This is a genomic window from Candidatus Zixiibacteriota bacterium (genome assembly GCA_018820315.1).
Classification (GTDB): domain Bacteria; phylum Zixibacteria; class MSB-5A5; order JAABVY01; family JAHJOQ01; genus JAHJOQ01.
Genome location: JAHJOQ010000134.1, coordinates 33,503 through 50,557, shown reverse-complemented (window position 1 = coordinate 50,557; position 17,055 = coordinate 33,503). Strand labels below are relative to the sequence as shown.

The 17,055-nt window shown below is 50.4% G+C and carries 14 protein-coding genes; 11 read left to right on the top strand and 3 right to left on the bottom strand.

Annotated elements, in window-relative coordinates; translation table 11 throughout:
* Nucleotides 1-5: 5 nt before the first annotated feature.
* Together KKH67_13095 and KKH67_13090 are read right to left on the bottom strand one after the other, a co-directional pair.
* Nucleotides 6-941: an MBL fold metallo-hydrolase gene (locus KKH67_13095; protein MBU1320117.1), complete on the bottom strand. Its 936-nt coding sequence runs from the start codon at nucleotides 939-941 to the stop codon at nucleotides 6-8.
* A 76-nt stretch (nucleotides 942-1,017) separates the two neighbouring features.
* Nucleotides 1,018-2,163: an acyl-CoA dehydrogenase family protein gene (locus KKH67_13090; protein MBU1320116.1), complete on the bottom strand. Its 1,146-nt coding sequence runs from the start codon at nucleotides 2,161-2,163 to the stop codon at nucleotides 1,018-1,020.
* A 139-nt stretch (nucleotides 2,164-2,302) separates the two neighbouring features.
* Here KKH67_13090 and KKH67_13085 point away from each other — a divergent pair, with 139 nt between their 5' ends.
* The 11 genes from KKH67_13085 to KKH67_13035 all read left to right on the top strand — a co-directional run bounded on the left by KKH67_13085 (nucleotide 2,303) and on the right by KKH67_13035 (nucleotide 15,340).
* Complete coding sequence (locus KKH67_13085; GenBank protein MBU1320115.1) at nucleotides 2,303-3,259, top strand: hypothetical protein; 957 nt, start codon at nucleotides 2,303-2,305, stop codon at nucleotides 3,257-3,259.
* 161 nt (nucleotides 3,260-3,420) lie between these two features.
* Nucleotides 3,421-3,738, top strand: a complete 318-nt coding sequence (locus tag KKH67_13080) for a DUF883 family protein (GenBank protein ID MBU1320114.1) — start codon at nucleotides 3,421-3,423, stop codon at nucleotides 3,736-3,738.
* Between the two features lie 51 nt (nucleotides 3,739-3,789).
* Nucleotides 3,790-4,134, top strand: a complete 345-nt coding sequence (locus KKH67_13075; GenBank protein MBU1320113.1) for a hypothetical protein — start codon at nucleotides 3,790-3,792, stop codon at nucleotides 4,132-4,134.
* A gap of 256 nt (nucleotides 4,135-4,390) precedes the next feature.
* Nucleotides 4,391-5,923, top strand: a complete 1,533-nt coding sequence (ftcD, locus tag KKH67_13070; GenBank protein ID MBU1320112.1) for a glutamate formimidoyltransferase — start codon at nucleotides 4,391-4,393, stop codon at nucleotides 5,921-5,923.
* Nucleotides 5,920-6,750 (top strand): PHP domain-containing protein, encoded by an 831-nt coding sequence (locus KKH67_13065; GenBank protein ID MBU1320111.1) that lies wholly within the window; start codon nucleotides 5,920-5,922, stop codon nucleotides 6,748-6,750. The genes ftcD and KKH67_13065 overlap by 4 nt, the downstream gene beginning before the upstream one ends.
* 9 nt (nucleotides 6,751-6,759) lie before the next feature.
* Nucleotides 6,760-8,736: a T9SS type A sorting domain-containing protein gene (locus KKH67_13060; GenBank protein ID MBU1320110.1), complete on the top strand. Its 1,977-nt coding sequence runs from the start codon at nucleotides 6,760-6,762 to the stop codon at nucleotides 8,734-8,736.
* Entirely contained in the window at nucleotides 8,733-9,323 is a 591-nt protein-coding gene (locus KKH67_13055) for a hypothetical protein (GenBank protein MBU1320109.1), read from the top strand. Before KKH67_13060 ends, KKH67_13055 begins: the two co-directional genes overlap by 4 nt.
* A 34-nt stretch (nucleotides 9,324-9,357) precedes the next feature.
* Complete coding sequence (locus KKH67_13050; protein MBU1320108.1) at nucleotides 9,358-11,328, top strand: hypothetical protein; 1,971 nt, start codon at nucleotides 9,358-9,360, stop codon at nucleotides 11,326-11,328.
* Nucleotides 11,329-11,341: 13 nt separating this feature from the next.
* Nucleotides 11,342-11,893: an HD domain-containing protein gene (locus tag KKH67_13045; protein MBU1320107.1), complete on the top strand. Its 552-nt coding sequence runs from the start codon at nucleotides 11,342-11,344 to the stop codon at nucleotides 11,891-11,893.
* 6 nt (nucleotides 11,894-11,899) lie between these two features.
* Nucleotides 11,900-13,246 carry an MFS transporter gene (locus KKH67_13040; protein MBU1320106.1) on the top strand — a complete coding sequence of 449 codons (1,347 nt, stop codon included), beginning with the start codon at nucleotides 11,900-11,902 and terminating at the stop codon, nucleotides 13,244-13,246.
* A 222-nt stretch (nucleotides 13,247-13,468) separates the two neighbouring features.
* Entirely contained in the window at nucleotides 13,469-15,340 is a 1,872-nt protein-coding gene (locus tag KKH67_13035; protein ID MBU1320105.1) for a VCBS repeat-containing protein, read from the top strand.
* 21 nt (nucleotides 15,341-15,361) lie between these two features.
* Here KKH67_13035 and KKH67_13030 read toward each other — a convergent pair whose 3' ends face one another.
* Nucleotides 15,362-16,903 carry a hypothetical protein gene (locus tag KKH67_13030; protein MBU1320104.1) on the bottom strand — a complete coding sequence of 514 codons (1,542 nt, stop codon included), beginning with the start codon at nucleotides 16,901-16,903 and terminating at the stop codon, nucleotides 15,362-15,364.
* Between the last annotated feature and the right edge of the window lie 152 nt (nucleotides 16,904-17,055).

Genomic DNA, 17,055 nt, shown 5'->3' with positions numbered 1-17,055 from the left:
CGATATTATCCTGTCGCGTTATGTGAATCGGTTCTGTTTTCCTCACAAGTCTTGAGAACAGCCAGGAACGGCTCCCCAACTTTTTCGGGGATTACATTCCTGCCATCGCGCTTGAGCTTCGCAAATTTGTATTCAAGGTCATGGTCAAATGCCACGATCCAATTTCTGTCAACGATCTTATCTAATAATTTCTTTTTGTAAGCCAGCGTGTCAAGTGGAAAGAGGTCTGATGATGCAATATATTCCGGGCGCAGATGGCCGGTCGTAGGGATCATATCAGCGCAGCAGACGACATTCTGATCGCCGGATGTGATGACGGTTGCCTGATGTCCGGCTGTGTGACCGCCTGTCAGCACGAGCTTTATGCCGCCGAGAACTTCAGTATCAGAATCGACGAATTCGATCAATCCTGCATCTTGGAGGCAGCGCAGATTATCAGACGGATATGCTGCTCTCGAGCGATCATCCGGATTCATGGCGACATCCCATTCTTGTTTTCTGATGAGATGCCGTGCATTGGGAAATTTCGGAGTAACATCGCCGTTGTCGTCAAGAGCAAATGTGCCGCCCACGTGATCGAGATGCAGATGGGTCGGAATTACGATGTCGATCCTGTCAGAAGAGAGACCAAGCCTCGTTAGTGATTCGTCAAGACGGGATGGGGCAGTGCAACCGTATAGCTTTCGTTCCCGATCAGTAAGCACATCCCCGAGCCCGCAATCGACCATGATGCATTTGCCATGAGCCTTGATTAGAATGATGTTCATGTCAAGCGGCACAAGATTGTTCTCATCGCACGGGGTCAGTTTCGACCATAGCTTCTTGGGAATGACGCCGTATATCGAACCACCATCGATATATGATCTGTTCTCGACGAACGAAAATAGCTCCAGGTCGCCGAGCGCAAGTTTGGTCATGAGATGCGGTTTCTCTGCATTCACGCGCAAAAATCCTGAAATTGTGGACATAAGAAAACGCTGCCGATTCAATCGAGCCGGCAGCGTCTTGAGTCAGCTTTTATCCTCTAAGGACATTGCCTGCAATAACGAGTCGCTGGACTTCCGAAGTTCCTTCAAATATCTCAGCCACGCGCTGATCGCGGTAAAGCTTCTCGATCGGTGAGAATTCACCAATATAGCCGTAGCCGGAATGTATCTGCATCGCTCTGTCGACACAGAAATTCGCAGCTTCAGCGGCGAAAAGCTTCGCCTGCGCGGCTTCGAGGCTGAATCGAGCACCAGCATCCTGCAATTCAGCAGCCTTATAGGTTAGCAATCTGGCTGCCTCGGTCTTAGTTGACATATCAGCGATCATCCACTGGATGGCCTGGAGCTTCGCAATCGGAGAACCGAATGCGATTCGCCCCCTGGCATACTTCACAGCTTCATCGAGCGCTCTCTGGGCAATGCCTGTCGACTGCGCGGCGATGCCAATGCGAGCGCCGTCGAGTGCCATCTTGGCATACTTGAAGCCTTCGCCCGGCTCACCGAGAAGGTTCTCCTTGGGAACCTTGACATCCTTGAACCAGAGCCGCCCGGTAGTGGCATATTTCATGCCTATCTTTTGCTTGAGGGTCTCGGCCCGCACGCCACTCTGCTTGAGATCGACGAGCATCGCCGATACTTTGTCGCGCACGCCTTCTTCCTGAATTTTGGCAAAGACGACACCTACATCCGCGACGTCGCCGTGCATGATGAATATCTTCTCGCCGTTAATCACGTAGTTGTCACCATCAGATTCGGCTATAGTACTCTGATTAGCTGCGTCTGAGCCGGCATTCGGTTCCGTGAGAGCGAATGCGGGGATCAGTTCACCGGTTGCGGACTTCGGTATAATAGCCCTCTTCTGCTTATCTGTACCGACTCTCGATATCGGGTCAACCGCGAGCTGCGAAACTGCTGCCAGCAGGGAAGAGGGGGCGTCGTAGTAGGCGACTGTTTCGATCATAGTCGCGTATTCCAAGGCGCCGTGTCCGCCGCCGCCGTATTCCTTCGGCATATTGAATCCGACCAGTCCCTTGGCCGCCAGTATCTTGAATATGTCGAACGCAAAACCGTCAGGTTTGCGATCCCATTCATATCCGAGCTTCTGGATTTCCGGACCGATCTCTCCGACAAGATCTCTGATGGGCTGTTGATCATCCGGTTTAACGTTAAAGGGCATTACTTCTCCTTAAATTCGCTGTTACTTTCCTATTAGGCGAAAATTTACGAAATTGATGTGTGTTGCGCAAGTCGTTTGAATGAGCATCCGGCTGTCGGTTTAGCTTGCATTATGCGACGCGATTTCGTAATATCCTCGCGTGTCCAAGTTCCAGAAGATAGACTTAGGCAAGGTCAATCGATACTCCATACAGGAACGCCGAAGCAAGGTGGCGACTGATCGATTCGGCAAGCCTTCCGATCCAGCAGGGGGAGGTCTGCTTGCCTACCTCGACTCTCTGCCGCAATTCCTGAAGGCGAACGATTTGAGGAGCCTGGTGGAGCGCTGCGTCATCGCCATAGGTGCAAATAGGCCGATTATCTTAATGTCGGGAGCACATACGCTCAAAGTAGGACTTTCACCGATTTTCATAGATTTTCTTAAGTTCTATCCGAACATTCATTTTGCGACCAACGGCGCAGGCTTGATCCATGATTTGGAAATCGCATTCTTCGGGTCAACATCGGAAGATGTAGAAGAGAACTTGCAGGATGGGTCATTCGGAATGGTCAGGGAGACTGCCCAGCTCTTTGCGAAGGTCCTCTCGATTGCAGACGAGCGCCAGATGGGTCTCGGAGAGGCTGCGGGTGTTATGATTGCGGACGAAAAGCCCCCTTTCGCGGAATACTCGATTGCCTACAATTGGTACGCTAATGACGCGCCATATACACTGCACATATCTGTAGGAACCGACATTGTCTGTCAACATCCCGAATATGACGGCGCAAAGGCAGGGAGAGGCTCGCAGCTCGATTTTCGGGTATTGTGCAGCTCAGTAGCTGATATTGGGGGTGGAGGGGTTGTGCTGAACATCGGATCGGCTGTTACCATGCCGGAAGTCTTCCTCAAAGCTCTTTCGGTCGCCAAAAACCTCGATCAATCCCTCAGCGGGTTCACGACTGCCAATTTCGATATGATTCATCAATACCGTCCCGCAGTGAATGTTGTTAGCAGGCCGCAGAAACTTGGAGCTGTCGGGTACGATTTTGCAGGTCATCACGAAATCATGATTCCACTCCTGTTGGGAGCTATAAAGGAGGGAGCTTCAAAGACATAGAGCGGCAGCGCTGAATTCTACTGCCGCAACAGATTATCGCTAACAATCCGTCAGTAAATGACGAATACACTTGTAGGGGAGGGGGTTGTTCCGAAATAGCGCCCCTGCACCTATAGGTGAGCTGAATGTAAGTAAACATTCGACACAAAAGGAGATACGCTGTGACGGACCAAACAAAACCAAGCTCCGAGAAGATCAGTGAAGCACTGCAACTTCTCGAAGAGGCCGCCAAGGACAAGAAAGCCGAACTCAAAGGCCTGGTTGCTAACAAGTACAAGAATGTGAGGGATGTCTTTTTTTCCAGCGAAGAGCAGGTTGCCGAGGCGCTGAAAAAGGCTAAGGATGCCAGCGCGGAGAAGATCAAGGAAGTCTCGGGCGCTGTCGATCAGGAGGTTCATCGCAATCCATGGCCGTATATCGGTGGCGCGGCAGTAGGTGCGCTTCTGCTCGGATACATTATGGGGAAAAAGAGCTCCTAAGTGCTTGAATTCGTAAAATCGCTCATCAGATCAGTTCTGTGGGAGTCCTTCTTGAAGCGGAGCTTCCAGACGGGGTCCTTCGATCTGCTATTGATCAAGGGCGTCTCGGTCTACCTGAAGGCCATCGATGCGGCACGGAAGTCGGTACTGAGGCTGATACTGCTGATGGCCGCGTTGATGATGCTTATAGTCGGATTTGTTGCGCTGCATGTCGGTGTTTTCATCCTGGCTGGATGGAGCCTGCAGACTGTCGGCATCATCACAGTTTGCCTCGGGGGAGCCTATTTCCTGATATTTGGCGCATTGATGCTGGTTCTGACATCGGAAAGAACATGGATGAAGATATCCAAAGGGGCTGAGCTGGTCGAGAAAGTAACGAAGAGTAAGTGCAACTGAAATGCGATTGGTGCCGGTCAGATTCCGCAAGGAATAAGCCCGGTTCTGTTCTGAATTTCCTCCTAAAGACTTTGACAGTCTTGCTGCTAATTGCTATATTCGCTAACTTGGCTTCCATACCTGTAAAGGATGAGGAAGCCTTGGATTGGGGCGGAGCGTTCGGCGTTCACCCCTCTCGCGGAAACCTTGAGAATAGATATATGGATATTAATGTCTTTGCTCTTGAGACGCAACTTAGCAGAATAGGATAATCACAATGGCGAAACTTGTAGAGGTGATTCCCAATTTCTCGGAGGGGCGTCGCCCCGAAGTGCTCGATGAAATAATCGATGCAATACTCTCGGTCGAAGGTGTGGTCCTTCTCGACAAGGAGATGGATTCTGACCACAATCGCGCTGTCGTGACTTATGTCGGCGAGCCTCAGGCAGCAGCCGAGGCGGCCTTCAGGGGGATAAAGAAAGCCTCCGAAGTGCTTGATTTGTCGACCCATACAGGCGAGCATCCACGTATGGGCGCCACCGATGTGTGCCCCTTTGTGCCAATTTCGGAGGTAACCACCGAGGAGTGCATCGAATTAGCCAAGCAGGTTGGGGAGCGCGTCGGAACGGAGCTGAATATACCCGTCTACCTCTACGAACTTGCTGCTTCGAGACCTGAGAGAGTCAATCTCGCTGACGTGAGGAGAGGGCAGTACGAAGGTATCAGAGACGAAATCGAGACTAATCCTGATCGCGTACCCGATTTTGGACCTGCGAAGATGAACATCAAAGCAGGCGCTACAGCAGTCGGCGTCAGACTTCCCCTTGTTGCATACAATGTCTATCTCGACACGCCTCATGTCAGCGTTGCGAAGCGCATAGCGAAGGCTATCAGATCGCAATCAGGCGGTTTCATGTACTGCAAAGCGCTCGGATTCGAGATAAAGGAACGTCATCAAGCACAGGTTTCGATGAATCTTGTGCATTACAAGAAGACACCCATATTTCGAGTGTTCGAGGCGATAAAATCCGAGGCTAACAGATGGGGAGTCAACGTCACATCGTCTGAAATCATCGGTCTTGTACCGAACGATGCACTGGTCGATGTGTCCGACTTCTACCTGAAACTGGAGAACTTTTCGAAAGATCAAATCCTCGAAGAGAAGCTAAACAAGAGCATGGAAGCACAGTCCAAGGGGCGAGGGCTTCTCGATTTCGTCGAATCGGTTGCATCGTCATCGCCTGCACCGGGCGGTGGTTCTGTGTCGGCATGCGCAGGTACTCTTGCAGCAGCGCTCAGCGGCATGGTCTGCAGGCTGACGCTCGGCAAGAAGAAGTATCAGGATGTGCAGGATGAGATGTCAGAGACACTCAAGAGGGCCGATGATCTGAAGATGGAGCTATACAAACTGATTCAGGAAGACGCTGATGCTTTCGATGCCGTTATGGCGGCTCGCAAGCTGCCCAAGGACACGGATAAGCAGAAAGAAGCGCGTCTCGAAGCGATTCAGAAAGCGACGATCATAGCCGCTGAAGTTCCCCTGAAAGTCATGAAGACGTCACTCGAAGTTATGGCGGTCGCGCAGGTTGCCGCAGAAAAGGGCAATGTTAATTCAGTTTCGGATGCTGGTTGCGCTGCACTGAATGCCCGCTCCGCGGTGCTCGGCGCTTTCCTAAACGTGAAAATCAACCTTCCCGGAATTGACGATGAGGCTGTGAGAAAGCGGCTCGAAACCGAGGCGGATAGGATCAGGAATGAAGCCGAGCGGACGGCACAATCTGTCTATGATCTTGTTCTAAGCAAAATATGAGTAATTTCGCCGATTTACATGTCCATACGAGTCATTCCGACGGCGTTCTGTCGCCGGAGGAAGTGGTGCGGCTCGCAATCAAGGCTGGCCTGAGAGTCCTTGCAATATCGGATCATGATACCCTGTCGGGGTACCGAGAGGCGAAGCAGCACGTGTCGGATGAGGAACTTATACTGCTGCCAGCTGTAGAATTGTCGACCGCGGTGGATGACTCAGAGCTGCACATACTCGGATACTTGATTGATTGCGAGAGTTCCCAGCTGGCCGCAAGAATTGAGGAGTTCCAGCAGGAGAGGCTGGTTCGTGGCCAGAAGATAGTCGAGCGCCTGAATGAGCTCGGAGTGGATCTCTCAATGGATACAGTCATGCGAGTAGCCGGTAATTCCGCTCTCGGCAGGCCACATGTTGCTGATGCACTGATTAGCGAGGAGTATGTGCGTACTTTTGATGAAGCATTCGCGCGGTATCTCGGCTACCACGCCCCGGCTTATGTCCCCAAGTTCCACATGACTCCTGTTGAGGCTGTAGAACTGATTCATGCAGCTCACGGTGTTGCGATACTGGCGCATCCGGGAACATTGGGTCGAGACGACCTCATTCCATCGCTTGCCAAGAAGGGGCTGGACGGAGTCGAGGCTGTATACCCGCTGCATGACCACAGAACTGTACAGAGATACAAGAAGATGGCCGCTGATCACGGTATGATATTTACCGGCGGATCGGACAGCCACGGTCGAAAATCCGACAGGGCCGCTTTGGGTTCTATTAATGTACCAAAGGAGTGTTATGAGAGCTTGCTTCGGGTTAAAGAGAGATATATCAGTTAAGGAGTCAAGGTGAGAACAGTATCATTTGCGGTCCAGATCGTTCTGGTGATTTTCTCAGCAGCGCACGCGGCGCCGCTAAGTTCGACGGTTGAAAGCCAGGTAACCGACATCATTCGGGGCTGGTCCGGCGAACAGATGATATCAACATCCTCAATGATCGATTTGATCGGCTACCAGCCTGTCAAATGCGGTACCCCGGCAATCCTGTCTGTCCAAAATATTGTTCGGCAGGCCTCACCAAAGGTACAAGAGGAGTTGAGCCTGCTGCTTGAGAAGAGGTATAATCAGATATGCCCGGATACAGTCGGCTCACTTGACGATCATTTTCTCATTCACTATGCCTCAAGCGGGACCCATGCTCCAGCCAACCCAACGGTCGACAACAATGGTAACGGAATCCCGGACTACATCGATCAGACGGCGATGATCTTCGATTCGGTGTGGACGTTTCAGATGGGAGAACTGGGCTTCGAACCGCCGCTCTCAGATGGCTTCTATCCAGCGGGAATTGATGACCGATACGACGTATATGTATTTGATCTGTCAACCGGGGCCAATTTTCCCGGCGTTTATGGTGCGACGTTTCCTGACACGACAGTTGTGTCTGCGGGGAGACCGAAGTCGACCAGTTTTATAATCATTGAAAATGATTACGCAGGAGCGAGCTTCGGGGAGTATCAGGGCCGCCCGCTTGATGCACTCCGGGTCACGGCAGCTCATGAGTTCTTTCACGCAGTGCAGTTTGGATATGATCCGTTCGAGTTCGAACTCGGTCTGGTCGAAAGTGATCCGAATGATGATAGAACTCAATGGATGGAGATGTCGGCGGTCTGGATGGAAGAGCAGGCATTCGACTATGTCAACGACTACTACTTCTATCTGCCCACATTCCATTATAACTGCAATTGGTCGTTGAGAACGGGTCGTAAAGATGGCAGCATCCAGGGGACCTATCAGTATGCTGCTGTGGTGTGGCCGCTTTACTTGTCGCAGACCTTTGGCTCGAATACAATAAGGAGAATTTGGGAGGAATGCGCTGCAATCTCCGGTCCGAATGTGTTCCAGAATGCCTTCGATGATGTCATCCGGGAGGTTTCCTCTGATGAACAGGACTTCTCGACCGCACTGTCGGAGTTCTACGTATGGAATTATTTCACCGCAAGTCGCGCCATTGACGGATTCGGCTACGAAGAGGCAGCCGACTTCGGATTTTCCTGGGCAGGTCAGTGGTACCCGTCGATGATACCGGAGGTGTTTGAGGATCATCTGGGCGAGACCCCGTTCATTCAGGAATTCAGAAATTTCCCGCTGATTGAATACTACCCAGCCGCAGATCCTCCGGATGGCACCGGATTCAAGTCCTGGCCCGATTATCTGGGAGCCAACTACATTAGGCTAAAACCAGCAGGACTCGATTCTATCAGATTTATTCTCGATGGTGAAGTCCAGCGTGTAGAAGGATCTCACGACCGGGACACTGTCGATTTCGACTGGAAAGTGAGAGTTGCAACGGTGAATTTCGAGGTTGATGGTGGCACGGTCAATCTCGACCCGGTCATCTACAGCAATGTTGAGGAGCTCATAGCGAGAGACCTGCATCTGTCAACGGAAACCCTTGTTGTACTTGTTCCATATGCACAAACGAAATACGCTCGGATTCATAATGATGTTGCATACAAGTTCACCATTCCAGACACTACTGAGGCAATATTGGCGACGGCGGTCTCTGAGCCATTTCCTAATCCACTTGTCCTGTCTGAGGTTGATCAAGTCAGGTTTAACGTCGAGCAACCTTTGGAGTCGCTGATCAAGATGGACGTATTCACTGTAGCAGGTGAGAAGGTCATCGAAAAGGCGCAATTTGGTAACTTGATCACATGGAACGGCAGGAACGAATCTGGTGAATTGGTTGCATCAGGACTCTATATTGTCTACGTCAAGGTGGGAGACCAAACTGAAATCTTCAAAGTCGCCGTGATCGAATGAACTCATATTTGTTCAGGTTGACGCTCTCGTCGGTCATGGCAGCATTGTGCTATGTGGTGATGCTGCCGATGATGCTGATCCCCGGCCTTTTTCTCACGCTGTTCATCTGCTTCGCAGCTGGAGTAGCTCTCGGAAAGGGATGGGGATTTCTCACGGGTATAGTCGGGATGTTTCTCTGCTCTTTTTTCAACCCTCTCGGCTCTGCGCTACTGCCGATAATGATTGCCCAGATGCTTGGTGCCGGAATCGCCGGTTGGTTGGGCGGTGCGGTCCGGAGAGTGGTAATCTCCGGTCACCCGAAGTATGTGCGTTATATCCTGATGGGGCTCTTCGGGCTGATCACTGCGCTCGCATACCATCTGCTTGTGGATATTACTGATGCGTGGTTATGGGGACCCTTCTGGGTGAGGCTTCAGATAGGTCTCACATATTCTCTGGTGACAATCGCATCCAACGTTGTTATATTTATTGTTCTGTATCCGGCTCTTGACACATTGGAGAGTCTTGTGAAGAGTCGGAGAGTATCGGCAACACAAGATCGCAGTAGTTTCCTGAACGCGCATCACACGAGCGACTACGATTTGTGAAATGCGATTCGTGTGATGATCCAGAGGTTTAGCCTTGAGACTGCCACGGAATTCACTTTCATCGAATGTCGTATTGGGAGTGCTGGTAGCATTACTGGCCATCTCACTGTTCACGCCCTGTTCATATTGCCAGATCATCGATGATGACAGCCTCAGCGTAACTCGAAGATTCGAATCGCCTTTCGACTCGGTTTTGATAGAAGACTCGCTCGGGCTGCCGGCGGAACTGCCCACAATCTATCCGGAGTTCTACGATCGCAATCCGATGACTACGACACTCTCCACTGGTTACGGTGACATTGTAGAACTTGCAGGGAACCACCCGCAGATGTACTTCTCGCTGTGTGATGCTCTCAGGGATGACACACAGTTCTATCGTCTCACCTCTGGACCGATGGGACAGAGTTATGGGATGACTTTTCTTGGGCTTCCTCCGTATCTGCTGCGATTGTCTCCCGATCTTGCCGGCTCATACCAGCTGTATGAGTTCCCGATTGCCGGGATGAATGACCTTCGCTTGTTCAGCCTCGAGCAAGGGGATGTCCTTATTGTCGATACCGATGATCCTCGCTCCGGCACGGCATCTCTCATAGCATACCGACGACCACACAACGCTAATGAGGCTTACGCTGATCTCTCGATCCATAAGGGAAACTACTCTTATTCCAACACTGATGTGATCTTCAAACAACGGCCGGGCAGTCGATTCGGATGGGGGTTCAATGCGGGTGTAGAGGGGAACAATGGCTATCGAAGCAACTCAAGAAAAGACCGCGAGAATTATGCCGTTGATCTGCACTACAAACTGACCCCGGCATGGCAACTCAATGCAGACGTAAGATATCTAAATGTTGACGACAATCTCGCACACCTCGGACGTTGGGAATCGATAACGGCTGAACGAGATGATGCATATCGTAGTCTGACGGTCGATGCTCTGAATGAAGATTCTTCCGGGAATTATGTAAGGGCCTACGCTCACTATCAGACATTCGAAGAGAAAGTCAGATCGAGATATCTCTTCCTGCGTCAGAAGATCGACAATTACAAATTCGGCTGTGAACTTGTGCGGCCAGTCCGACAGCACACCGCATTCTTTGAGTCTCAACTGGTCTTCAACAGAGTCACCATTGAGCCGGGGCACGACTATTATACACGAATTAACGTGTTGGGAGGAGCTCGTCTATTTCCCGAAGAGAGGCTTTCCTGGGTTCTATCCGGGAATTACCTCTACGACTGGGGAGACGCATCGAGAGTGGGCGGCACAGCAGAAATGATTCTGCGCTCAATCGACAGCCTGACTCTGCGAACCTCTGTAGGCGTATCTCACATCCCACCAACAGACATGGCACGGTTTCTCAAGCCATGGGGATTGGAAATCGCTGGTGATGGTCCTTCTTTGTATTATCACAATGGAGATCGCAGTTTGAAGCCAACCCTCGTCGCCAAAGCGTCTGCTGAGATCAGGTACAGTCTTGGCAGGTACGATCTGACGGCAACCGGTCGAGCTTGCAGAATCGATAACATGGTGATCTGGCAAGCCTACGAGGGTGAGAGCGGCGGCTTGTATCAGCCTGAGGCACACGAGGCGAACCTCTATGCATTGACGGGAACCTGTGGGATCAGATTCCTCGGGTCGGCAAAGTTGAAATCATCTTATACATATACTCGAATCGATGACAAGAATTCGGATGGAAATCTCTCTCTGATGCCACGACATAATATTCACGCTTCAGTATCCTGGAAACAGCATGTCAGGAAGCTCAAGCTGGATGCATTCCCCAGCATTGATGCGGAGTACCACTCGACCAATTTTGGTAACTACCTGAATACAGGAGATCTGGGAGACTACATCTTGTTACACGCCAGAATCTCCCTAAGGATTAAGAGCTTCAATTTCTATTATACAATGGAAAACATAGCAAACAAGAAGTACCAGACTGTGTTCGGGTACCCATCGAGCAGACGAGTCTGGTGGGGTCTTAGATGGTTATTTATCGATTGAGGAGGGGAGCTTGATATCGCGTCAGGATGCATATGATCTTGTTAAGAAAAACGTCACCCAGAAAAACCTCGTCAAACATATCCTCGCGGTCGAAGCTGTGATGATTCGACTGGCGGAGTATTTCGGCGAAGATGAGCAGAAGTGGGGGCTGGTCGGACTTCTGCATGATCTGGACTACAGCGTTACCGCCGACAAGCCATCTGATCATACTTTCATAACGGAGCAATGGCTGACTGAGGCAGGCGCGGAGCTTACTCCGGAAATGCTGCATGCCATCCGTGCCCATCCGGGACACATTCCATGTGAGAGCCGGATGGATTGGGCACTCTATTGCTCAGATCCCGTCACTGGCCTTATCGTGGCTGGTGTTTTGATGCATCCGGACAAGAAACTTGCGAGCGTTACGTCGGAATATATGCTGAGACGATTCAAAGAAAAACGCTTCGCAGCCGGGGCAGGACGTGACGAAATTGCTGCCTGCGAGAAGATCGAACTGACTCTCGATGAATTTATGACTCTCGCGCTCGAAGGCATGACAAGAATCTCACCCGAATTGGGTTTCTGATCCACAATGGACTTTCCAGGATTTCATAAGAGATCTTCTCTCTTTGGATGGCTGATCTATGATTTTGCCAACACGATCTTCTCGATGAACATCCTGACTATGTACTTCGCGCAGTGGATTGTTGTAGATCTCGGATATCCCGACATCTACTACAGTGTCGCATATTCGAGCTCGATGGTCGCTGTCGCCCTCACATTGCCAATACTCGGACACAGATCAGACAGTAGAGGCAACAAGAAGGGCCTTCTTGTCCTGTTTACAATCGGTTGCATATTCGCGACAGCCTTTCTCGGTACTATGGCGTTGGTAATCAGTGATGTCGCTTCCCTTATGATATTTGGTCTCATCTGTGTCGGTGTCGCCAACTACTTCTACGAGGGTGGTCTCGTATTCTACAATGCGATGTTGACTTCTGTGTCAACTAAGCAGAATGTGGGAACAATCTCTGGATTGGGTGTGGGACTGGGATATGTCGGGGCGATCTGCGGACTGCTGCTCGTGCAGCCTTTTGTCGATGGAGCAGTGCCTTTCTGGCCAGCGGGGCGTCATGCTGCATTCTTGCCGACGGCAATCCTGTTTTTTCTCTTCTTCCTGCCAACTTGGATTCTTCTAAAAGAGAAACCGACTGTTCGTAAGATCGCTGTCGAGCGAGATGGGCCGATTCGCGGATTGGTGAAAAGCCTGAAGGAGGCGAAAGAGTATCGAGGTGCATTCAGGTTCTTGATTGCTGATTTTCTCTTCGAGGATGCAATCGCCACGCTGATAATATTTATGGCTGTCTATACAGAGAAAGTGATGGGGTTGCCTGACAAGGCCAAGATTACGCTTTTCATCGTGTCGACACTAAGCGCTGTAGTTGGCTCAGTTATGTCGGGCAGAACCTCCGATCGTTTTGGTCATTACGCTACACTGAAATGTGTCGTTATCGGTTGGGTGATGCTTCTGGTTTTCGTCAGTTTCACGACGGATGAGACCCTCTTCTGGATTCTTGGATCAGTGGTCGGCATCCTGCTCGGATCGACCTGGACAATTTCGAGACCGATACTGAACAGCCTCGTTCCGGAGCAGAAGCTGGGCCTGTTCTATGGACTATACAGTTTATCCGGAAAGGCAGCAGCTGTGATTGGCCCGGTGGCGTGGGGCGCGGTCGTATTGCTTTGCAAAGAGGGTAGTCCGCCCGCCAAATGGATGCTATCACTTCTCGGTTGGATTGGTGTTCAGGTCTCCCAGTCGGTCAGCCAGTCAATCGAATACCGCTTCGCCGTTTTCTCTCTGGCCATCATAATGCTCGCAGGTCTCATCATATATTTACGTGTGCCCCAGTTTCCTGATGAGCAAGCCTCTCCATCATAAGGGGTTAGTCGGTCAATATCTGCTGCCATCCCCTCGGCGCATGCGAAAACAGAATCGTAAACTGGCGATTGACATTATACAATCTGTGCATTATATTCTGATGTGAAGAGTCTTTAATGTATCATGACAAACAGTCGGAGAAGCCGACCAAATACGTGTGATACTTCGGATAAAACCATCTCTGTAGCCGTCCAATTTTAAGAGATTAGCGCGGGAGGTGCCATGTTAGAACGCACACGCCTTGCAATGTTGTTTCTGCTCCTCAGTCTGCTTATTGCAGGTTGCTCGAACAAGAGCAATAATCCTTTTGATAACAACAATCAGCATGATCCGCAGGATGAGACTCCACCTGCAGCAGTCACTGATTTAGCAGCTACGGCTGTCACGGATAGCTCTATCACCCTTAGCTGGACATCAACCTTTGACACCGATAACAACTACCATTGGGGATTCGGCTATATAATTTATTACGCGGACTTCCCGTTATCCACAAGCAATCTTACCTCGGCGATGCGGATAGTTCACCAGATGATAGATCCGAAGGATACCGGAGAAACAGAGACTTTCAAAGTTAGTAATCTGTATTCTGGTACGCAGTACTATTTTGCAACGAGGCTGGAGGGTTACGACAAAGTCACGGCACTTTCCAATATCGTCATACAGAAAACCGGGTCTCCTGACACTGACAATTCAGCGCCTGCGGCAATCACCGATCTGATAGTCACTCGAGCTTCACGATATTCGGTATTATTGGAGTGGACTGCTCCCGCCGACGATGGCCCCACCGAGGGAGCATTCCAGTATGATATCCGCTACTACCATGAACCTATCAACATCCAGAACTGGGAATATACGAATCATCTGGAGTGGTGGTACGACCTCGTACCAAGCCCGGCAGGGACCCACGAGAGCCTGCTCATTGGCGACCTGTGGCCCGGCCAGACATACTACTTCGCGATACGTTCCCGTGATGAACACCCCAACCAATGGTCATCTTTATCCAACTCAGATAGCGCAACTACATACCTGGCCGAAGAAGATATGTTTGATGTAATCTCACCCAGCACGCTGGAGGTCGAGTTCTGGGGATCCTATGCGACCGCCGCAGATTTTGATCATGACGGCGATGTCGATCTCGCGGTTATCCGGGAGGGCGAGTCGATGGTGGCGCTGATTGAAAACGATGGGCAGGGCAATCTAACTCACTCACTGGATATGCGTACCGCTTCATGGCCGATACTCATACTGTCCGCTCGACTTAATGCTGATCAGTATGACGATATTGTGACTATGAATGAGTTCTCCAATTCCATCTCGATTTTGTTGAATAGTGGCAACGGCACATTTGCAGCACATGTTGATTACCCAATCGGCTATACGTCCTATTCATTTGTCGCTGCAGACCTGAACGGCGATGCTATAGATGATATCGCGTGCGTCCACCACGTTGATACCAACAATGTATTGGTCCTGCTGAATAATGGATACGGCGCGTTTTCCGGTCCCCAATCATACGTTACTGGCACACCAGCATATGATATCGAAGCCGCGGACATTGACAATAGAGGTATAAACGACCTTTTGATCGCTACGGGATGGAGTCTTGTAAAGTTGACGAACAACGGCAATGGCACCTTTAGCGACGACGTTGAGCACTTTCCCGGGATTCAAGCGTACACCATTACGGCAACTCTTTTGAATGGTGACAATTCTATCGATCTGTTAGCGACTGAAACTATGGACTATCAGGCTTATCTGTCTGTATACTTAAATGACGGTGCCGGTAGTCTAATATTTGACAACCGTAGCCTCGTGGCAGCAGACATTAACACCGATAGAATAGAAGCTATTGACCTGGACAATGACCTGAAGACTGACTTGGTCGGCCCCGGATATTCCGGATTCAGTTTTCTCCCGGGGTTAGGCGACGGTTCTTTCCAACCTGCAGACTACTATGTTGTTCCAGAGGATTATACAACTGGGGGACTCACCAGCATTTGCCCAGCCGATTTCGACAACGACGGTGACATTGATATTGCAACAGTAAACCCCCGGCTTATCAGAATCTATTTCAATAGGCTGATCAATCCCTAATGGTTTCTCGCGCGGCACCTACTATAGCAGGAACACAATTCCGCCGCGGAAATCAAAAAGGAACCCGTCGTTTGACACATAAACACCATAAGGGCCGTCTCTTCCGTAGATCCAGTTAAACGCAAAACTGAGATCCAGCCCGACAAAAGACCGAAGTAGAAAGACCGTTCCGAAATCAAAATGAAGAGCAAAATTAACCAAAGACTCAGATTCATCAATATACGTAGAGTATCCTATTTCGGGATCGAAGAATTCCCCCTTAACCGACACCTCCGTGCTTACGAGTCCCAGCCCTCCAGTTGATCTGAAAAGGAATTTCCAGGGCTTCATATCGCACGGATATGGCAGCATGTATTGCGACCCGAACATGAATTTCATTGTGGCAATCTCTGCATGGATTCCGGGCGGAAGGGTGGGAGTCTCTTTGAAATGCATGCCTGCCTTGGCTACCATGAACTTCAGTGCCATACCACCCTTGGTCGCCATGAAGAGGTTCAATTCATAACCTCCACCACCACCCACTCCCTCGTAGTACTTGCCGGCAGGCTTGGAAACGGCACCCAGCATCGAAAGGCCGATGTGCCACGGTTTTGCTTTATATCTTCGCAGCCCCGGCCCAACCGGAACTATCATACCGTCTTCATCCATAACCATCGACGAATAGAGATAGATTGCGGTAACGTCGTTACCGGACAGGTCAGTGATGGACTCGATTTCACCGAACCGGACCATAGTTTCATCGTCACCCTTCTTCACCGTGACGATTTCACGGTCGCGATCGATTAACAGAGTCGCCATTTCGAATACGTGCCCTGATTTGGTTTCGAGCATCCCGTACAGGCTTGCACTTGGCTTCGTATGTTTCTCGCGTGACGCCTCACCCAGCATATCACCCGTTATGTCTCTGCCAGACTCACTCGTGATTGACTCGATAGCACTGAAGCCGAGCTGTGTTTCGGTGTCACCCCTGATAATTGTTATAATCCCCACACTCTTGTCGGCCCTGATATGAACATCCCTGTACACATCGCCCGACTTCGTTACCACCGTTCCATACTCGGCAGGAATGACGCTTTTCACTTTTCTTCCCAGCAGCTCATTCGTTATGTCTCTGCCAGTGTGATCTGTGATCGACTCAACGGCTCCATAACCGATTTTTACTTCTTCTGAATCCCTAATCAGACTTATGATCTGCACCGCAGCATCCACTTTTATTGCGATGTCGTCATATCTCACGCCCGCTTTGGTCACGACCGTCCCATATACAGCGCCGGGGATCTTATCATATCCCCGCTCTGTTTTTCCTAGCAGATCGGATGTTACATCCCTGCCGGTCGCATCAATGATCGATTCGATAGCGCCAAAACCGATCATAAGCTCCACAGTGCCACTGATCATATTGACCACCTGAAGATCGTGATCGACTGTTAGCGTGACAGTCTCGTATGTCACGCCAGCTTTGGTTGTCAGGGTCACATTTTCAATAGCAAACGATGTTGAAGCAAGGATTGACAGCAGTGCAACGAGGCAGACTTCAATCTGCACAAAATTACGTGCGTGCATTTCTCCTCCAGAGGTGATCAACTATCTGGATCAAATTCAATGGACCTAATACTCTCCAACCCTATTGATTCTACAATAAATGAGCGCCGCCGTGTCCTGTCAAGCGCAATATTATACATTTGCCGGGGGACTCCATTTGGCTTGATGGCTAT

What these genes read in the sequence shown, in the direction of transcription:
- KKH67_13090 (MBU1320116.1), bottom strand. Translation starts at nt 2,163, where the DNA reads ATGCCCTTTAACGTTAAACCGGATGATCAACAGCCCATCAGAGATCTT.
- ftcD (MBU1320112.1), top strand. Translation starts at nt 4,391, where the DNA reads ATGGCGAAACTTGTAGAGGTGATTCCCAATTTCTCGGAGGGGCGTCGC.
- KKH67_13065 (MBU1320111.1), top strand. Translation starts at nt 5,920, where the DNA reads ATGAGTAATTTCGCCGATTTACATGTCCATACGAGTCATTCCGACGGC.
- KKH67_13055 (MBU1320109.1), top strand. Translation starts at nt 8,733, where the DNA reads ATGAACTCATATTTGTTCAGGTTGACGCTCTCGTCGGTCATGGCAGCA.
- KKH67_13040 (MBU1320106.1), top strand. Translation starts at nt 11,900, where the DNA reads ATGGACTTTCCAGGATTTCATAAGAGATCTTCTCTCTTTGGATGGCTG.
- KKH67_13035 (MBU1320105.1), top strand. Translation starts at nt 13,469, where the DNA reads ATGTTAGAACGCACACGCCTTGCAATGTTGTTTCTGCTCCTCAGTCTG.
- KKH67_13030 (MBU1320104.1), bottom strand. Translation starts at nt 16,903, where the DNA reads ATGCACGCACGTAATTTTGTGCAGATTGAAGTCTGCCTCGTTGCACTG.